Below are 19,772 nucleotides of genomic sequence, written 5' to 3'. Positions count from 1 at the left end.
AGCTAGCGATCCTCTTGTATCCGCTACATGAGAACCGGAAAACAAGCGGGCGCTGAGATTCGCACTATCATTTGTTGACTTGTTAAAGCAACCTCATTTAGATAAAATGACTCAGGTTAAATAAAATGATATACTAAATAGACGTGTATAAATTGAGCTTGGGATAGAAAGTGAGGAATACAAAATGCCTTTTGATGGAATCGTTGTTCGTTCTGTCACACATGCTCTTCAAAAACTTGTTAGTGGTAGACTGACTAGAATTTATCAACCTAATCCATACGATCTTTTACTTCATATTCGTTCTAATGGAAAAAATCATAAACTATTAATATCCATAAATGCAAGTTTTGCTAGACTTCATTTAACAAAGGCTAGCTACGATAATCCAAAAGAACCGACGATGTTTTGCATGTTACTACGTAAACATCTTGAAGGTAGTTTTCTTGAAAATTTATCGCAAGTTGGTTGTGAAAGAATCATTCAAATGGATTTTCGTACACGAAATGAACTCGGTGATCTAACCATTAAACGATTGAATATAGAATTAATGGGACGACACAGTAATGTCATTTTAGTTGAAAAAGACACGGGTCTGATTATTGATAGCATGAAACACATTTCTTCAAGTGTTAACCGCTATCGAACTATTTTACCCGGACAAGATTATATTAACCCTCCAAGTCAAGGAAAAAAAGATCCATTAAACATGACGTCTGATGATCTCTTACGGAGCCTTGATTTTAATGCTGGAAAACTTGATCAACAATTAACTCAATCGATTACAGGCTTTTCACCAGTGCTTTCGAAGGAAATCCTCTTTCGAGCTGGGCTTCCGACTACAAAGGCTATTGTGTCAGCTTTTAAATCCATTCAAGATGATATTATTCATCATCATGATCACCCACAAATCATTTATTCAAAAGAAGGTCAAGATACTTTCCATGTTATTGACTTAACACATATTAAGGGGAATAAATTAACATTTGATGATGTTAACGACATGTTGGATCAATATTATTTATTAAAAGCTGAAAATGATCTTGTAAAACAACGCGCTGGCGACCTTAAGCATTTTATCTCGAACGAACTTAAGAAAAATCAGCATAAAAGAAAGAAATTAGAAAAAACATTGAAGATATCCAGTGAAGCCAAAACCTACCAACTGTATGGAGAATTGCTAACTGCCCATATGCATCTTATTCACAGGGGAGATAAATCGATTGAAGTCGTTAATTATTATGATGAAAATCAAGCAAAACTAACGATACCTTTAAACCCAAATCGAACCCCTTCTGAAAATGCACAAGCTTTTTTTAAAAAATATACAAAAGCAAAAACGGCTAATATTATCGTGAAAAAACAGTTAGAACTGACTGATCGTGAAATTCAATATTTTGAAAGCTTATTGCAGCAAATTGACTCCGCCTCATTAAAAGATATCGAAGAAATACGCAGTGAACTTGAAGACGGGGGCTACTTAAAGAAAAGGAAACAAAAGAAAGCTAATAAACCAGCAAAACGTCATCGCCCAGAACTAGAACGTTATACGGCTTCTGATGGTACACCTATCCTTGTTGGTAAAAATAATATCCAAAATGATTACTTGACGATGAAAGTGGGTAAAAGTGACGAGATTTGGCTGCATACGAAAGATATTCCTGGTTCGCATGTCGTCATCCAAAATACAGACCCATCTGACGAAACCATAGAGGAGGCCGCACGTTTGGCTGCTTTCTTTAGTAAGTCACGATTATCGAGCCAAGTGCCTGTTGATTACACACACATTCGACATGTTAGAAAACCGAATGGAGCAAAACCTGGGTTTGTTATTTATGATCATCAAAAAACGCTGTATGTCACGCCTGATGAATCTCTTGTTCTAAAACTAAAAAATGAGACATAAGAATGTGAAAGATGATTAAAGCGACTGTCCATAAAGGATAGTCGCTTTGCTACATACATTAAAGTTAACCGTGAAGCATCCAATCTTGATTTTCTGGATCTTGATACCATTTTTTTAATGCTACTAACTGTTCATTGGTAATAACATTTTGAGTTACAGCTTCTTCAATCAAAATTTCAAAATTTGTCAATGTGTTAAGCTGTGTTTCTGCTGTTTTAAATTGTTGCTCCGCCTTCGGCAATTGATAGGTAAAGATCGCAGCAACCCCTAATACTTCTGCGTCTGCGGCTTTTAGGGCATCAACGGCTTTTAAAACACTGCCTCCTGTAGAGATCAAATCTTCGATCACAACGACTTTTTGACCTGGTTTCACAAGACCTTCTATCTGTTTTTTCTTACCATGTGATTTCGCTGAACTGCGAACATAGACCATAGGTAAATTCATTTCTTGTGCGATTAAGGCAGCATGAGGAATACCTGCGGTTGCCGTTCCTGCGATGACTTCCACGTCAGGGTAATGATTTTTGATTAAATCGACAAATCCAGAAATAATCGTAGATCTAATGTCAGGATAGCTTAACGTTAGACGGTTATCGCAATAAACAGGTGATTTAATACCAGAAGCCCACGTAAAGGGATCCTTAGGTTGTAAAATAACAGCTTGTATTTCTAACAGATGTCGTGCGATTGTTTGAGAATGATTCATTTTAACGCCCCCATTGATGTTGTACTTCTAAATAAGCCTTCTCTGGATCCACAGCATGTGTAATACTGCGGCCCACCACGATGTAATCACTGCCTAATTCACGAGCTTTACTAGGCGTGGCTATTCTTTCTTGATCATCTTGTTTATCGGAAATGAGGCGAATCCCGGGAGTCACCGTAACAAAAGTTTCTGCCGTTGCTTCTTTAACGAGACTCGCTTCCCAAGGTGAACATACCACGCCATCAATACCGCTTTCATAGGCAAGTTGACTATAGGCTTGAATGACCTCATTCATTGGTTTGTCAATTAATACTTCATGACGAAGCATATCATCATTTGTGCTTGTCAACTGAGTGACAGCGAGACATATCGGTTTTTCACCATCTCTTGATCCTTCATTTAACCCTTTAACAGCTGCCCTCATCATAGCAGCACCACCAGCAGCATGGACGTTAACCATGTCAACACCAAGCTTAGCGAGGCCCTTCATCGTACGATTGACGGTCGTCGGGATATCATGACATTTTAAATCAAGAAAGATACGATAATCCCGCTCTTTTAATTGCTTGATAATTTCTGGGCCCTCTTGAAAAAAAAGTTCCATACCAACTTTTACGAAAGCGTTCGGTTGATTGATTCGTTTAAGTAAGGTAAACATTTCCTCTTTAGAGGAAACATCTAAAGCGACTATAAGCTTGTTATTGTCTAACATCTTCCCCAACTCCTCCCTCTTAATTCATCGATATGATCAACATTCATTTGTTTTAATTTTTCAGGGAGTTCTTTGATTATGTTGGGACAACAAAACGGATCCACAAAATTAGCCGTTCCCACAGCTACAGCACTTGCCCCTGCTAAGAAGAATTCGATGACGTCATCGGCATTTTGAATGCCTCCCATCCCAATAATTGGGATGTTCACTTTCTGGCTTACTTCATAAATCATCCGAATCGCCACAGGTTTTATCGCTGGACCGCTTAGACCACCCATTTTATTCGCTAAAATCGGTTTCTGGGTTTTCAAATCAATCCGCATTCCCATCAGCGTATTAATCATGGATAAACCGTCTGCACCAGCCTCTTCAACCGCCTTTGCCATCTCAACAATATCAGTGACGTTGGGAGATAATTTAACGTAAACAGGAACTTCTGATACAGCCTTCACTTTTTCAGTTAAACGAGCAGCAATTTCTGGAACAGTACCAAAAGTAATACCGCCTTCTTTTACATTTGGGCAAGAAATATTCAATTCTAGTGCATTTACTCTATCGGATTGTGACATTTTTTCTGCCGTATAAACATAATCATCGACTTGCCTGCCCGCAATATTGGCTAGGATCGGTGTATCTATGCCTTCAAGATCTTTTAATTCATGATCTAAAATGTGCTCCACTCCCGGATTTTGTAACCCTATCGCATTGAGCATTCCAGCCGATGTTTCAGCAACGCGAGGGGTAGGATTACCAAAACGAGCTTCTTTTGTTGCCGATTTTATCGCGATGGCCCCAAGGAGATTAAGATCAAACAAATCACCATATTCCTTGCCGAAAGCAAAACACCCCGATGCTGGCATAACTGGATTTTTCATGTCTAATCCGGGTAGCTTTACGTTTAACATGATAATTTCACCTCTCCTGATTTGAATACAGGACCATCAGAACATACTTTGCGATAGCCTTTTTCATCGTCTTCATCCACCGTATGGCATACACAGGCCATACATGCTCCAACAGCACAGCCCATCCGTTGTTCAAGAGATAAATATAATGGTTTATCGGAATAGCCGTTTTCAATAGCAGCAAGCATTGGCGTCGGACCACAAGCATACATCACCTGGTAATTTAAGTTTAATAGCTGGAGCGCATCAATAACCGTTCCTTTAAATTCAGATGAGCCATCATCCGTTACAATCACTGTCTGTCCAAGTTCTTCAAATTGTTTTTGATAAAAGGCATCCTCAAGTGTTCTAAATCCTAACACGTGAATGACCTTGATCCCTTTTTTACTCAGAGATTTTGATAACTCATAAAGCGGAGGGACACCTATGCCTCCGCCTACAAGAACAGCAGTTTCACCCTGGTTTATAACATCAAGAGGAAAACCATGCCCCAAAGGGCCTAGTATTTCCACTCGATCGCCTTGACTACTTAAAGATAATGTCTTTGTTCCTACTCCATCCACCCGATAAATTAAAGTTAATTCTTTAGTGCTTTTATCAACCGAAGCAATACTGATGGGACGTCTTAATAGAGGTAAGGGGCCCTCCGTTACTTTAATATGAACGAATTGTCCAGGTTCCAAAACAAGATCCACCAAGTCTCCTTGAACCGTCATTTCATATATATTTGGTGCTATACAGGTGTTTTTTGTGATGAGCATTTTTTCATTTATCATCGAAGTCAACTCCGTCTTCTTTCTGATGAATTTCACACTTTTGCAAAGGTAGGCATACTTTCAGCACTAAAAGCGAGTGACTCAAGTACACGAAGTAATGCTTTAACGGTATCAAGAGATGTCAAACACACAATGCCATTTTCGACTGACTCACGTCGAATGCGGAATCCATCACGAGCAGGTCTTTTTCCTCTTGTTAACGTATTTACTACAAATTGCGCCTCACCATGGCGGATAACATCAAGCATATTCGGTGCATCGCCATCAATTTTATTTACAGTTGTAACAGGAATCTGATGTTCTTTAATAAAACGTGCTGTACCTTCTGTTGCAAGCAAATTGTAACCTATATCATAGAAACGTTTGATAAGTGGTAAGGCTTCTTCTTTATCATGATCGGCAATGGTGAATAAAACCGATCCGTGTAAAGGAATCGACATGCCGCTCGCTATAAGGCCTTTATATAAGGCTTTCTCCACAGTTATATCTCGGCCCATAACTTCGCCAGTCGATTTCATTTCAGGTCCAAGCGTAATATCGACACTGCGCAATTTGGCAAATGAGAAGACAGGTACCTTGACGGATACTTCACGCTTAGGTTCTGGATGGGCACCTGTTTTGTAACCAAGACCATCTAGAGTTTCACCAAGAATGACATAAGTCGCTAATTTTGCCATTGGTACACCCGTTATTTTACTTATAAATGGTACCGTACGACTTGCTCTCGGATTGACCTCGATCACATACACATTATTCTGATGAATAACAAATTGAATGTTTAAGAGTCCGATAATTTTAAGTCCACGTGCAAGTTTTATGGTTGTTTCAATGATTTTATCCTTTAATTCGGTACTTAAGCTTTGTGGTGGATAGACGGCAATAGAGTCACCTGAGTGGACACCTGCCCGTTCAATATGTTCCATAATTCCAGGAATATAGACGGTTTCACCATCTGAAATAGCGTCTACTTCGATCTCCGTACCCACGAGATAACGATCAATGAGGACTGGATGATCCGGGTTTATTTTTACAGCATTTTTCATATATCGTTCTAATTCCTCTTGTCGATACACAATTTCCATCGCTCTTCCACCTAATACATAGGATGGTCTTACAAGAACAGGATATCCAAGAGAATTAGCAATATCGATAGCCCCTTCAATCGAGAAAGCTGTTTTTCCGGCTGGACGGTCTATATTAAGGTTTAAGAGCAGTTGCTCAAAACGATCCCTGTCTTCTGCCTGATCCATTGCATCAAGAGAAGTCCCTAAAATTTGTACGCCGCGATTTGATAGTTCTTCAGCTAAATTAATGGCTGTTTGACCACCAAACTGAACGATGACACCTTTTGGTTTTTCAAGATCGACAACATGCATCACATCTTCAATGGTCAATGGCTCAACATACAGTTTGTCCGAGATACTGAAATCTGTGGAGACTGTTTCAGGGTTATTATTAATAATAATGGCTTCGTAGCCTTTTTCTTTAATGCCCCAAACCGTATGAACGGTCGCATAATCAAATTCGACCCCTTGACCAATTCGAATTGGACCCGATCCAAGGACGAGAACACTTTCTTTATTAGACGTGATCGACTCATTTTCTTCTTCATAAGTGCTGTAATAGTAAGGTGTTTCCGACTCAAACTCACCCGAACATGTATCAACCATTTTATATACAGGAATAATTCCATTGTCTTTTCTTAAAGCATAAATATCACGTTCTGAAGCTCCCCAAATATTCGCGATGATGCTATCTGAAAATCCCATGCGTTTGGCCTTATATAATGTATCTAGATCGTTTTTTGCAGCTTTTAGATTTTGTTCCATCTTGATAATATTTTCTATTTTCATTAGGAAGAAACGATTAATTTTCGTATGTTTCCAAATATCTTCTACGGAACTTCCTCGTCTCATGAGTTCTGCCATGAAGAATAATCTGCGGTCATCCGCTATTTGGATTTTAGACATTAATTCATCTGTTGAGAAGTCCTCACTCTCTTTCAAATATAGGTGCATCGTATCCGTTTCAAGGGATCTAACCGCTTTTAAGATAGATTCCTCAAATGTGCGTCCAAGAGCTAAAACTTCTCCGGTTGCCTTCATTTGTGTTCCAAGTTTACGGTTGGCTGCATCAAATTTATCAAATGGCCATCTTGGTATCTTTGTTACAACATAATCTAATGAAGGCTCAAAGCTAGCATAAGTCGAACCAGTTACCGCATTTTTTATTTCATCTAAATGATAGCCAACCGCAATTTTCGCAGCTACTTTCGCAATTGGGTATCCAGTTGCTTTCGACGCAAGGGCAGATGATCTGCTAACGCGAGGGTTAACTTCAATGATGTAATAGTTATCACTATTAGGGTCTAAAGCTAATTGAACATTACATCCACCTTCAATTTTAAGAGCACGTACAATTTTTAAGGAAACACTTCTCAGTCTTTGAATATCACGATCTGTTAAAGTTTGACACGGTGCAGTTACGATTGAGTCACCAGTATGAATCCCTACTGGATCAATGTTTTCCATGTGACAGACACTGATTGCCCCGTCATTTGCATCACGCATCACTTCATATTCAATTTCTTTGAACCCTGCAATGCTGCGTTCAATTAGAACTTGATGAACTGGGCTTTGTTTAAGACCATTTTCTGCAATGACATTGAGTTCTTCTTCATTTTCTACAATACCGCCACCTGTTCCACCAAGTGTAAAGGCTGGTCTAACGATAACAGGAAAGCCTATTTTTTCTACAAAGTGTTTGGCTTCTTCCAAACTCGTCACAATCTCACTTTCAGGAACTGGTTCACCTATCTCAAGCATTAAAGCTCTGAACTTCTCACGATCTTCCGCTTTATCAATACTTTCAAGATTTGTTCCTAGAAGTTGAACGTTTAGTTCATCGAGTATACCAGTACGTTGGAGATCAATGGCCAAATTAAGTGCCGTTTGACCACCTAACGTAGCAAGCAATCCGTCTGGATGTTCTTTACGAATAATTTTACTTACGAAAGAAACGGTTAGTGGTTCAATATAGACTCGATCTGCCATATCTGTATCTGTCATAATCGTTGCTGGATTTGAATTGATTAATATCACTTCATATCCTTCTTCTTTTAAAGATTGACAAGCCTGCGTCCCTGAATAATCAAATTCAGCTGCTTGCCCGATAACAATTGGACCTGATCCGATGACGAGAATTTTCTTGATGTCTTGACGCTTAGGCAAATTGAACACCTGCTTTCTTAGTTTCTTCTATCATTTGTTGGAATTTATCAAACAATGGATTGCTATCCTCAGGCCCTGGAGAAGCTTCAGGGTGGAATTGCACACTAAATGCTGGATATTCTCTATGTTTAAGTCCTTCAATCGTTTGGTCATTTATCGCAAGATGCGTAACAGATAATTGAGTGAGTTCTAATGATTTTTCATCAACAGTATACCCATGATTTTGAGAAGTGAGCATAAATTGACCTGTTTCTAAATCTTTTACTGGGTGGTTAGATCCTCTGTGACCAAAACGCATTTTCTCAGTATTAGCGCCACATGCGAGGGCAAGTAATTGATGACCGAGACAGATTCCAAAAATCGGCGTTTTACCAAGGAGTTCTCTTACCATTTGGATCGCATTCGGTACCGATTTTGGATCTCCAGGTCCATTACTTAATACAACGCCATCCGGTTGAAGGTTAAGAATTTCTTCAGCTCTTGTCGTTGCAGGAACGACGGTAACGTCAAAGCCACGTTGTACACACTCTCTAAGGATCCCTTTTTTCATACCGAAATCAACAAGTACAATTCGGCGCCCTTGCCCAGGACTTGTATAGGACATTTTTGTCGTTACTTGACTAACTTGATGCGTAGGAAGTTCCCATCTATTAAGCTCTTTCACGACTTCACTTACGTCTACGTCCATTGAACAAATCTTTCCTCGCAATGTTCCATACTCACGAATCATTTTTGTTAATTTACGTGTATCAATCCCTTGAATAGCAGGAATATCATAGCTTTTTAGGAAAGCATCTATGGATTGTTCACTGCGCCAATGTGAAGGTACATCTTGTGCTTCTCGAACAACAAGCCCCGAAATAAAAGGGGCTTTTGATTCAAAATCTGATCGGTTGATTCCGTAGTTTCCGATAAGAGGATATGTCAATACAACAATTTGACCAAAGTATGATGGATCCGTCATAATTTCTTGATAGCCAGTCATTCCTGTATTAAAAACAACTTCACCCTTCATACCATTTGAGCTGCCTAGTTGTTCTCCGACGAATACTGTGCCATTTTCTAAAACCAATTGTTGTTTAGTCATTGTACTGTCACTCCTTCTTTCCATGCTAGCTGTCCTGAAACGAATGTCATGATCGGCCACCCAATACAATTCCATCCGTCGAAAGGTGTATTTTTGCCTTTTGAGTAAAATTGATTAACATCGATTTTTTGTTCTTTTTCTAAATCAATAACAACAATATCTGCTTCTTTTCCAACTTCGATTTTTCCACAATCAAGGTTAAACGTTTTCGCTGGCTTTATCGTCATGAAAGAGAGGAGTTCAGTTAAAGTCATTCGTCCTTCTTTCACAAAGTGGGTATACAATAATGGAAAGGCTGTTTCTGAACCAACAATACCAAATGGAGCTTTTTCAATCGGTTTTGCTTTTTCGCTCTCTGAATGCGGAGCATGGTCTGTTGCAATAATATCAATTGTTCCGTCCATTAAACCTTCAATCAAAGCTTGATGATCTTCTCTTGCGCGTAGTGGCGGATTCATTTTGTAATTGGTATCGACTTCTGGTATATCATCTTCTGTTAACAACAAATGGTGCGGTGTTACTTCAGCTGTTACATGAATGCCGGCACGTTTTGCGTCTCTGATCACACGAACAGATTCTTTCGTACTGACGTGGCATACATGATAATGAGCTCCTGCTGCTTCTGCTAATAAAACATCTCTTGCAATTTGAGTAGCTTCGCAAATATTTGGAATTCCTTTGATGCCATGTTCTCTTGCGAATTTCCCATCGTGTACAACGCCACCATAAATGAGTGAATTGTCTTCACAGTGAGCGACAACAGGAATATTGTATTGTGCTGCTGCTTTCATCGCTTCAAACATCATGCCAGCTGTTTGGACACCTACACCATCATCAGTAAGGGCAAACGTTCCAAGTTCTTTCAGTGCTTCGACATCGGTCAACGCCTCACCTTGAAGATCCTGCGTGATAGCTCCATATGGAAGTACATGAACGACTGCATCTTCTTCAATTTTCTTAAGTAAAGCCTTCATGCGTTCCGGGCGATCAGGTACTGGTTTTGTATTTGGCATCGCACATACCGTCGTAAAACCGCCACGAGCTGCTGCCTCCGTTCCCGTTTTAATTGTTTCTTTATGCTCTCCACCAGGTTCGCGAAGATGGACGTGAACATCTACAAAGCCAGGTGAAACAATTTTACCTTGAACATCAATGATTTCAGCCCCATCTTCTGAAATATTTTCTTCTATTTTCATAATTTTTCCGTCTTTGATTAACACATCTTTTTTTTCTAATTGTCCGTTTATAAAAACCTTACCATTCTTTAATAAGTTCGCCACGATTCATTTCTCCTCTCTCTGTTTCAAGCGCCCATTCGAGCACAGCCATACGGATCGCCACACCATTATGCATTTGTTTAAAGATTCGTGAATTTGTGCTTTCAACGAGTTCATCTGCAATTTCAACCCCTCGATTAACTGGTGCTGGATGCATGATAATGCTTCCTTTTTTCATTTTATCTGCTCGTTTTAATGTTAAGCCATAAGCCTGATGATACTCTTCCTTAGTAAGATCTAGTGTATGCTGATGTCTTTCATGTTGAATTCTAAGCATCATCACAACATCCGCCTTACTTATGGCATCATCTATTGGCATATAGTCACCTTGTAATTCCGGATTATGCCATTCTTTAGGACCAGAGAAAACGACTTTACATCCGAGGCTTGTTAACACTTCAGCATCTGACCTTGCTACCCGGCTATGTCTTAAGTCACCAATTATAGCAACAGTCAACCCTTGAAACAGGATAAATTCTTGTCTTATTGTTAGGAGGTCAAGTAATGATTGAGTCGGATGATGTCCACTTCCATCCCCTGCATTGACGATATTCAATTTGATATTTTTATGAATTAATTGATCGAAGTAATGATCCTCTTTGTGTCTGATAACAGCTATGTCAGTTCCGATCTCTTCTAGTGTCCTGACAGTATCATACAACGTTTCGCCTTTAGTTGTACTTGATGTCTCAGATGTAAAATTGAGTACTTGAAAGCCAAGTCTTTTCTCTGCTGTTTCAAAACTGAATCTAGTACGTGTACTTGGTTCAAAAAAAAGATTGGTTACGAGTATGGGTTTAGACTCTCTAAATTTCTTTTTATCTTTCTGAATTGATTCCGCACGATCTAAAATCCATTCAATGTCTCTTGCAGATAAATCATCCATTGTTAACAAATTAGCCATTTAGTTAGCCTCCCAAATTTTATTCTTAACAAACAAAAAACCTCTTTATCCATTTATTTTGATAAAGAGGTTTTTTGGGATACACATGTATGCCAAATTAAGCCCCCTTATCAGTCTCTCGGTACTGCATTTAAAAGGGTGAATATATGTTAATGTTTATTCTTCTATAAATACACCATCTTCTTGATCCACTTCTTCGATATGAACCGCAATATTTTCGGATTTTGAAGTTGGAACGTTTTTTCCAATGTAGTCTGGTCGAATGGGAAGTTCACGATGACCTCGATCGATCAGAACTGCAAGTTGAATGCGTTCAGGTCGACCAACATCCATAATGGCTTCCATCGCCGCTCTTGCTGTTCTTCCTGTGTATAGGACATCATCAACAATAATGACGGTTTTATTCTCCACTGCTTCAGGAAGATGAGTCTCTTTTAATTCAGGCTCTAATATTTTCTTTTTTACATCATCTCGATATAGCGTAATATCGATTTCGCCTACATTTAATTTTTGTCCTTCAATTTGTTTAATTCGTTCTGCGAGTCTTTCCGCAATGAACACGCCACGAGTTTTCACTCCAGCTAACACAACATGGTCTACACCTTTATTTCGTTCGATAATTTCATGGGATAAACGCGTCAATGCACGCCTGATAGCTTGTGCATCCATGATGCTCTTTTCTGCCATGGCTCGTCATCCTTTTCAAAATAATAAAACCTCTTGTCCATGTCAGGCAAGAGGTTGATATACTAAATTTAGATAAACATGATATTTCGGACATTCATTCCAAAATATAATCGTATATTTTACCTTTTTGGCCTCTCTGGACTCATAATTAAAGGTTTCAATTATTTAATTTTAAGTTCTTTTAAGCAAATTAAGTATCTCAAACTGTGATTCTAAAGTCAATAGTTTCCCCTTAATTTTTTTAACTCTTTTTCCATATCTTTAGGAATTGGGGCCTTAAATATCATCGTCTCATGACTTACCGGATGAACAAAACCTAATTCAGCAGCATGCAGGGCTTGTCCATTGATCCCTAATGTTTTTTTAGGTCCGTACTTTGGATCTCCAGCAACAGGATGGCCGATGTACGCCATATGGACCCGTATTTGGTGTGTCCTTCCTGTTTCAAGTTTACAGGACACGTAGGTATAGCCATCAAATCGTTCTTCAACATTAAAATGTGTGACCGCTTCACGGCTATTAAGTTTTGTCACGGCCATTTTTTTGCGATCCGATTCATCACGTCCTATAGGGGCATCTATGGTTCCTTCATCGTGCGTGATAACGCCATGGACAATCGCTTTATAAATTCGATGAGTCGTTTTGGCTTTTAATTGCTCAACAAGTGAATGATGCGCTTCATCGTTTTTGGCAATCATGAGAAGTCCAGATGTATCCTTATCGATTCGGTGGACAATACCGGGTCTGAGCACACCATTAATTCCAGAGAGATCCTCACAATGATACATTAATGCATTAACTAATGTCCCTCTAGGATGTCCAGGAGCTGGGTGTACAACCATTCCCCTCGGTTTATTAACAACGATAACAGAAGCATCTTCATATACGATGTCGAGTGGTATGTTCTCCGGTATAACATCAAGAGGTTCAGGATCAACAATCTTTATCATAATCTCGTCATTTGGACTAATACGATAATTTGGCTTCACTGATCTTCCATTTACTTTAATACAGTCTGTTTTAATGAGTTCTTGAATACGACTCCGTGATTGATCAGGCAACGTTTGAGAAACCCATTTATCCAGCCTTTCTCCCTGTTCTTCTTCACGAATGATCTTACTTAAAACTTCCATTTTTCTTCTCCTTCTTTTCTGTGATCAAAAGGTAACAAATGATAATGACAACTCCAATGAAAAGAGAGGAATCAGCGACATTAAAAACCGGAAATTGGTAGGATCCAAAAACGGTATGTATAAAATCAACCACTTCACCCCTAAATAAACGGTCAAGAAAATTCCCGATTGTTCCTGCTATAACAAACGCCAAACCTAGTCCTAATAATGGACGAAACCTTCCTATTTTCTGCATATAATAGATCACAATAATGAGTACGACGAAGGTTACAATAAAGAAGAATAACCTCTGTCCTTCCAGTATGCTCCAAGCTGCACCTTTATTTCGGACTGATGTAATATATAGAAAATCTGGGATCATAGTTATACTTTGTCCAATATCCATATTTTTTACAATCATATATTTTGAAACTTGGTCGATACCTAAAACAATAAGTGCAAGAAGATAATATATCAAGAAACCGCCTCCTAAACTGACTTAACTTGTCTTACTAAAATTTTAGCATACCGTGTTATGATAGGCTACGTTAATTCACCTGGTTACCTTATTCTCATGTTTTGTTTAATTTGAACAAATAAATCAACCCATTAAAGTTCCTTTTGTTTAAAAATGATTACCCTCCACTATTCCTAACAGTGGAGGGTTTTATATCATTCTTCATAATTTAGATCTTCATAATCAACATCTAAATCTTCGGTAAAATATCCATGATCTCTTTTCATTTCTTTATCATATTGGACATTTCGTAAAAATTGAACTTTCTCGTCACCATGATACCCGTCGATTCCTGTTGCTAGGACAGCTTCAATATTTTCAACATATCCAACTTGATCATTACTACTATCAATGATCGATGAATCATCGTATACCATGTCTATATCGTTATATGAAGCGACAATATCGTATGCATTTTCTTCATCGTAATCGAGTTTATCTCCTAGAGTACTTTCCGCATTTTCCAATAAAAAACTTTCATCAACAGGTCTTATATCATTATGAACAGCTTGTTTTGCGGAAAGATCAACCGCTGTTCTTGCTGTTGGCAATGCTTTAAGTCTTGTATAAGGAATCTTTTTCCCTGTTTTTTCATCAATACCATACGTTCCGTTTTCTAACTTTTCTAAGGCATGTTCTATTTCATAAAGTTCTCTCCGTGCTAAACGTTTAAGCGTAATGTCTTTTTCACGTTCGTATAACTGTGTTCCAGAATCAGCAGGATGATTATCATATTGCGATAATTCACCAGAAGCATTTTCATCCGCAAAGGCAATTTCTGTTCCGAGTTCTTCATTCATATTGAGTGATTTTTCTATCTCAGCTTTTCGTTCGAATAATGATTTTTTTAAGTTTCGATAAGACCGCAACCTCATGAAAAACCCTCCTTATCCTTCGAACATCCCTTAGTGTTCATCAAATAAGGAGGTTTTAGACTAACTAAGTTTTTACAAATTAACCTTCATAATTCTCTTTTACAATAGCTGCACACGATGAACAGAGTGTTGGATGATCATGATCTTCGCCAACAGTTGGAGAAATAGTCCAACAACGTTCACATTTTTCACCTTCAGCAGGTTTTACTACAACAGCAACATCTTGATAAGACTCACTTTCTGCTGGAGCATCGTCCAAGCTACCGCCTAAATGGACTTCAGAGACGATGAATAGTTTATCCAAATCTTTTGCATCCTTTAAAAAGGATCCAAATGCTTCACTTGGATATAATGTGACACCCGCTTCAAGCGATTTTCCAATAATTTTTGCGTTTCGAGCTTTTTCAAGTGATTTTAATACATCATTACGCAATTCCACCAGTTTATCCCACTTACCCTCTAGTTCAGGAGCATTATCGAATGTTTGAACTTCCGGCATATCCGATAATTGTACATATCCTTCTGTTCCAGGAATGTAGCTCCATACCTCCTCTGCAGTATGCGGAATAATTGGTGATAATAATTTTGTAAGAGCTGTAATGGTATCATAAAGAACCGTTTGAGCTGATTTACGACGCAAGCTATTTTTCGATTCAATATACAACGTATCTTTTGCAATATCCATATAAAAAGCACTAAGATCTGTTGTGCAGTAGTTATGAATAGTATTATATACCGTTAAGAATTGGTATTGGTCATAACCAGTTTTAACTTTATCCACTAGGTGATTTAATTTGATCATCATATATTGTTCAAGTTCAGGCATATCATTATAATCTACTCGATCTCTTGCCTCGAACCCATTTAAGTTACCAAGCATGAAACGCATCGTGTTACGAATTTTACGATAGACTTCAGCCACTTGATTTAAAATTTCGTTAGACACCCTTGCATCCGCTTGATAATCAACTGAAGAGACCCATAATCGAATGATATCGGCACCTAACTGTTTCATCACTTTAATTGGATCAATAACGTTTCCGATCGATTTACTCATTTTTTTACCCTCACCATCTAATGTAAAGCCATGGCTAAGGATTTGTTTATATGGTGCTTTACCCGTGACTGCAACACTTGTTGATAGTGATGAGTTAAACCATCCACGATATTGGTCAGACCCTTCTAGATATAGATCTGCCGGACGTCTAAGTTCCGGTCTTGATGCGAGTACCCCTTGATGGGATGATCCAGAATCAAACCATACATCCATGATATCTGTTTCTTTTTTGAAAATACCGTTTGGACTGTGTTCAGATGTAAATCCTTCAGGAAGAAGCTCTTTCGCTTCTCTTTCGAACCAAACATTTGAGCCATATTCTCTGAATAGGTTAGAAATATGATTAATCGTTTCATCCGTAATAATTGGTTCGCCATCTTCTCCATAAAAGACAGGAATTGGTACACCCCACGCTCTTTGTCTTGAAATACACCAATCTTCACGATCGCGGATCATATTAAAGAGTCTTGTTTCACCCCATGATGGAACCCACTTAACTTCATGGATTTCCTCGAGCATCTGATCCCGAATGGCTTTAATCGATGCAAACCATTGCTTCGTTGCACGGAAAATGACAGGTTTTTTTGTACGCCAGTCATGTGGGTATGAGTGAGTAAAGAATTCAAGTTTAAGAAGAGCCCCTACTTCTTTTAACTTATCTGTAATGGGTTTATTTGCTTTATCATAGAATAGCCCTTCAAAACCAGGTGCTTCATGTGTGAGCACCCCTTTTTCATCAACGGGACATAAAATGTCAAGACCGTATTTTTTTCCAACAAAGAAGTCATCTTCACCATGACCAGGTGCTGTATGAACGCACCCAGTACCTGCATCAAGAGTAACGTGGTCTCCAAGAATCATTAAAGAATCCCGGTCATAGAAAGGGTGACGACAAACAACATATTCTAAATCTTTCCCATTTATATTACGTAGAACCTTAGGATTTTCCCACTCCAATGTTTCCGTTAACGAATTGACTAAATCCTCAGCAACAACAAATTTACGATCCTTCACTTGGACGACACTATAAGTGAATTTAGGATTAACCGCGATACCAAGGTTTGATGGCATGGTCCATGGTGTTGTTGTCCAAATAACCACTTCTTCATCTTGATGAAGAACATTTTTACCATCTTTAACCTTGAATGCGACATAAATAGATGGGGAACGTTTATCTTGATATTCAATCTCCGCTTCCGCTAAGGCAGATTCAGATGATGGAGACCAATAAATGGTTTTTTTATCCTTGTAGATGTACCCTTTTTTCGCCATCTCACCAAATACTTTGATTTGTTCAGCTTCATAATTTTTATCTAATGTAACGTAAGGATGTTCCCAGTCACCACGAACTCCCAATTTCATAAATTGAGCTTTTTGGTGTTCCACTTGTGTTAAAGCATATTCCATGCATTTTTCTCGAAATTCGGCTACTGACATCTTCTTACGATTAACGCCTTTTTTTGTCAGTGCTTGTTCAATAGGCAATCCATGTGTATCCCATCCTGGCACGTAAGGAGCTCTGAAACCTGACATCGATTTATAACGGACAATGATATCTTTTAACACTTTATTTTCTGCATGACCAATGTGGATATCACCATTGGCATAGGGAGGGCCATCATGTAATACAAACAAAGGTCTTCCTTCAGTTCTTTCTAGAGATTTCTTATACACTTGGTCTTTTTTCCATTGTTCCTGCATTTTTGGTTCTTTATTTGGTAAATTCCCTCGCATTGGAAAATCGGTTTTTGGCATGAGCAAGGTGTCTTTATAATTCATTCTTTCTTCCTCCACATCTTCACTTTAAAAATATAAAAAGGTCCCCCGCCCAAAAGGGACGGAAGGACCGTGGTACCACCCTAATAGTAAAAGGAAATATTCCTACCTTTTACTGACTCCAACATCCTTAACGCGAATGATACGCCATACCTTAATCGCAATCATACTTTCAGGAATGGAACTCAGAGGTGATTTTCTTATGGTCTGTAGATCAGGCTCTCACCAATTCCTGAATCGCTTTTCTTACATAGAGCCAATAATACTTTCCTCTTCAACGTTCTAATCACATCATATTGAACTAGATAGCAATAGTATATGAAAAAACTAACCCTTTCGTCAAGCTACTATTTTTGGATGATTTCTTCTTCTTCAAATGGCTTTGAAAGACTATCCCAATCATCGTTTTTAAGTAATTCCAATTGTGCTTCAATTAGCATGCGGAATCTCGTGCGATAGACATTGGCTTCTTTTTTTAATTCTTCAATGTCAACTGTTACTTTTCTTGCTTTTGACAATGCTTCATTAATGATACGATCAGCATTTTTTTCTGCTTCTTTTACAATTAATTTTGCCTCTTTGGAAGCATTTTGCTTAACTTCCTCAGCTGTTTCTTGAGCAACAAGAATAGTTTTATTTAAGGTTGTCTCAATATTAGAAAAGTGGCTTACTTTTTCTTCTAATAATCGTTTTTCTTCAGCGAGGTCTTTTTTCTCACGAATAAGGGTTTCATAATCTTTGATAATTTGATCTAAGAAATCATTGACTTCGTCTTCGTCATATCCACGAAAGCCTCGTGAAAACTCCTTATTATGAATATCCAATGGTGTTAATGGCAAAGTTGCCACCTCCAAGTCAGTAATCGTTACTACTTAATTTCGACAAAAAAGGATAAATTCCTTTAACAAACATAAAAAATTATCTTTGATAAAATAGAAAAATAGATCGTTAAAGTGCGTGTTCAAAAAGGAAGCAAATTAGAAGCAAGATGGAGAATAGCGGCGCTGTTTTGAGAACCGGCATTCCACAGGATGTGGTAGCTTCAACGTTGCTCACAGGAAGTGAGCGGTTTTTAGCCAGCGATCCTCTTGTATTCGCTACATGAGGACTGAAAAAACAAGAGGGCGCCGAGATTCATAGCTTATCATTTGGTGACTTTTTGAACAACCTCTTAAAGATACTCTCTACCCTAGTTTACCATAACGGATTCGAATTTTGTCTTTTTTTGTGAAGCCTTCAATTTGAATGATTTTACAACGGCCTTTTCCTCGAACAGACAAGATATCCCCTGTCTTTAATTCAAATGTGCTTTTTTCAATCACTTTCCAATTAACTTTAACTAGCTGATGTTCTATATATTCGGCAGCCTTAGTCCTCGACATTCGATAAACTTCACTTAAAACAGCATCTAATCTCATGGAAGTCACAGTTCCAGTATTTTCTTTCCAAACTGGATTAATATGTAATAACTCATTTGATTTAATTAACTCAGCTTGCACCGCACTTTTTCCAACATGTGTTAAGTTCAATTTGATATAGTCGGCTACCTCATTTGTAACGATAAACTGTGCTCGTCCTTCTGTAACTAAAAGATCACCGAATTTATCTCGAATAAGGCCTAAATTGAGGAGAGATCCCAATAGTTTAGGATGCTCAATTTGAGCAAATTTAGTAGCATATCGAAGCTCAAAACAAGCAATATCAAAATTATCTTCAGATGGTTCTATGTATGACGGATATAAAAAAGCTCGTGAGCGTTCGGCTTCTTTATATCCACCGAAAAATGTTACATGAATGTCTTCGTTATTTCCGATAATTAAACGAATGATTTCTTGCTGCCTGGGGTCCAGAAAGTCAGTTAGTTTTGGCTGATATCTCGTTTCAACCTGACTTTTCCAATCTAAAACATGATCGATAAATGGCCTTTCTTCCTTCCTAAAATGATCATATAAAGTCATGTTCTATCCTGCAAGGTACGACGCTATTGTGGCGACGCCTCTTGAAGCTAAATTTAAGACAAAAAAAGCTGCAATAGGTGAAATATCAATCATGCCACCAATTGGAGGAATAATCCTACGAAATGGTTCTAAAAAAGGCTCACATAGCCTTTCAAATAATTGACCGATTGATGATGATTTCACATTAGGTACCCAAGACATTAGAATGTAAATAATTAGAATCCATGAATAAATTTCAATGATTCTTGCAACAATATCAGCTATCATATAAGCCAAATCGTTTCCCCACC

17 protein-coding genes and 1 other annotated feature are annotated in these 19,772 nt (G+C 38.3%); of the genes, 1 reads left to right on the top strand and 16 read right to left on the bottom strand.

Features of this window, described 5'->3' with window-relative positions; genetic code table 11:
* The first annotated feature begins 184 nt into the window (after positions 1 to 184).
* A complete protein-coding gene (locus tag FG390_RS01390; RefSeq protein WP_141189223.1) occupies positions 185 to 1,903 on the top strand; it encodes an Rqc2 family fibronectin-binding protein in 1,719 nt (572 codons plus the stop codon).
* A gap of 64 nt (positions 1,904 to 1,967) precedes the next feature.
* On the opposite strand, the gene pyrE is transcribed toward FG390_RS01390, so the two are convergent.
* The 16 genes from pyrE to FG390_RS01310 form a co-directional block, all read right to left on the bottom strand.
* Positions 1,968 to 2,609, bottom strand: a complete 642-nt coding sequence (gene pyrE, locus FG390_RS01385; protein ID WP_141189222.1) for an orotate phosphoribosyltransferase — start codon at positions 2,607 to 2,609, stop codon at positions 1,968 to 1,970.
* Between the two features lies 1 nt (position 2,610).
* Positions 2,611 to 3,321 carry an orotidine-5'-phosphate decarboxylase gene (gene pyrF / locus FG390_RS01380; protein WP_141189221.1) on the bottom strand — a complete coding sequence of 237 codons (711 nt, stop codon included), beginning with the start codon at positions 3,319 to 3,321 and terminating at the stop codon, positions 2,611 to 2,613.
* The gene (locus tag FG390_RS01375; RefSeq protein ID WP_141189220.1) at positions 3,315 to 4,226 is read right to left on the bottom strand and encodes a dihydroorotate dehydrogenase; all 912 of its coding nucleotides are present in this window, start codon (positions 4,224 to 4,226) and stop codon (positions 3,315 to 3,317) included. The genes pyrF and FG390_RS01375 overlap by 7 nt, the downstream gene beginning before the upstream one ends.
* The gene (locus tag FG390_RS01370) at positions 4,220 to 5,002 is read right to left on the bottom strand and encodes a dihydroorotate dehydrogenase electron transfer subunit (RefSeq protein WP_141189219.1); all 783 of its coding nucleotides are present in this window, start codon (positions 5,000 to 5,002) and stop codon (positions 4,220 to 4,222) included. The genes FG390_RS01375 and FG390_RS01370 overlap by 7 nt, the downstream gene beginning before the upstream one ends.
* 32 nt (positions 5,003 to 5,034) lie before the next feature.
* Entirely contained in the window at positions 5,035 to 8,232 is a 3,198-nt protein-coding gene (carB, locus tag FG390_RS01365) for a carbamoyl-phosphate synthase large subunit (RefSeq protein ID WP_141189218.1), read from the bottom strand.
* The gene (locus tag FG390_RS01360; protein ID WP_141189217.1) at positions 8,225 to 9,319 is read right to left on the bottom strand and encodes a carbamoyl phosphate synthase small subunit; all 1,095 of its coding nucleotides are present in this window, start codon (positions 9,317 to 9,319) and stop codon (positions 8,225 to 8,227) included. The genes carB and FG390_RS01360 overlap by 8 nt, the downstream gene beginning before the upstream one ends.
* On the bottom strand, positions 9,316 to 10,599 hold the full coding sequence (pyrC, locus tag FG390_RS01355; protein WP_141189216.1) for a dihydroorotase: 1,284 nt from the start codon (positions 10,597 to 10,599) through the stop codon (positions 9,316 to 9,318). The genes FG390_RS01360 and pyrC overlap by 4 nt, the downstream gene beginning before the upstream one ends.
* Positions 10,574 to 11,500 carry an aspartate carbamoyltransferase catalytic subunit gene (locus tag FG390_RS01350; protein WP_141189215.1) on the bottom strand — a complete coding sequence of 309 codons (927 nt, stop codon included), beginning with the start codon at positions 11,498 to 11,500 and terminating at the stop codon, positions 10,574 to 10,576. The genes pyrC and FG390_RS01350 overlap by 26 nt, the downstream gene beginning before the upstream one ends.
* Before the next feature lie 156 nt (positions 11,501 to 11,656).
* Complete coding sequence (pyrR, locus tag FG390_RS01345; protein ID WP_141189214.1) at positions 11,657 to 12,187, bottom strand: bifunctional pyr operon transcriptional regulator/uracil phosphoribosyltransferase PyrR; 531 nt, start codon at positions 12,185 to 12,187, stop codon at positions 11,657 to 11,659.
* A 218-nt stretch (positions 12,188 to 12,405) separates the two neighbouring features.
* Entirely contained in the window at positions 12,406 to 13,320 is a 915-nt protein-coding gene (locus tag FG390_RS01340) for an RluA family pseudouridine synthase (protein ID WP_141189213.1), read from the bottom strand.
* The gene (gene lspA / locus FG390_RS01335) at positions 13,304 to 13,777 is read right to left on the bottom strand and encodes a signal peptidase II (RefSeq protein ID WP_141189212.1); all 474 of its coding nucleotides are present in this window, start codon (positions 13,775 to 13,777) and stop codon (positions 13,304 to 13,306) included. The genes FG390_RS01340 and lspA overlap by 17 nt, the downstream gene beginning before the upstream one ends.
* 194 nt (positions 13,778 to 13,971) lie before the next feature.
* Entirely contained in the window at positions 13,972 to 14,691 is a 720-nt protein-coding gene (locus FG390_RS01330) for a TraR/DksA C4-type zinc finger protein (protein WP_141189211.1), read from the bottom strand.
* 79 nt (positions 14,692 to 14,770) lie between these two features.
* Positions 14,771 to 17,527 (bottom strand): isoleucine--tRNA ligase, encoded by a 2,757-nt coding sequence (gene ileS, locus FG390_RS01325; protein WP_141189210.1) that lies wholly within the window; start codon positions 17,525 to 17,527, stop codon positions 14,771 to 14,773.
* Between the two features lie 51 nt (positions 17,528 to 17,578).
* Positions 17,579 to 17,811 (bottom strand) — a binding site (T-box leader).
* A gap of 60 nt (positions 17,812 to 17,871) precedes the next feature.
* Complete coding sequence (locus tag FG390_RS01320; RefSeq protein ID WP_141189209.1) at positions 17,872 to 18,363, bottom strand: DivIVA domain-containing protein; 492 nt, start codon at positions 18,361 to 18,363, stop codon at positions 17,872 to 17,874.
* Between the two features lie 345 nt (positions 18,364 to 18,708).
* Positions 18,709 to 19,482: a YlmH family RNA-binding protein gene (locus FG390_RS01315; RefSeq protein WP_141189208.1), complete on the bottom strand. Its 774-nt coding sequence runs from the start codon at positions 19,480 to 19,482 to the stop codon at positions 18,709 to 18,711.
* Positions 19,483 to 19,485: 3 nt separating this feature from the next.
* A complete protein-coding gene (locus FG390_RS01310; protein ID WP_181406342.1) occupies positions 19,486 to 19,749 on the bottom strand; it encodes a YggT family protein in 264 nt (87 codons plus the stop codon).
* Positions 19,750 to 19,772: the final 23 nt, after the last annotated feature.

Origin of the sequence: Terrilactibacillus laevilacticus (genome assembly GCF_006517395.1) — a bacterium.
Lineage (GTDB): Bacteria > Bacillota > Bacilli > Bacillales > Sporolactobacillaceae > Terrilactibacillus > Terrilactibacillus laevilacticus.
The sequence above is the reverse complement of the archived record's forward strand: the minus strand, read 5'-3'. Positions and strand labels throughout refer to the sequence as shown.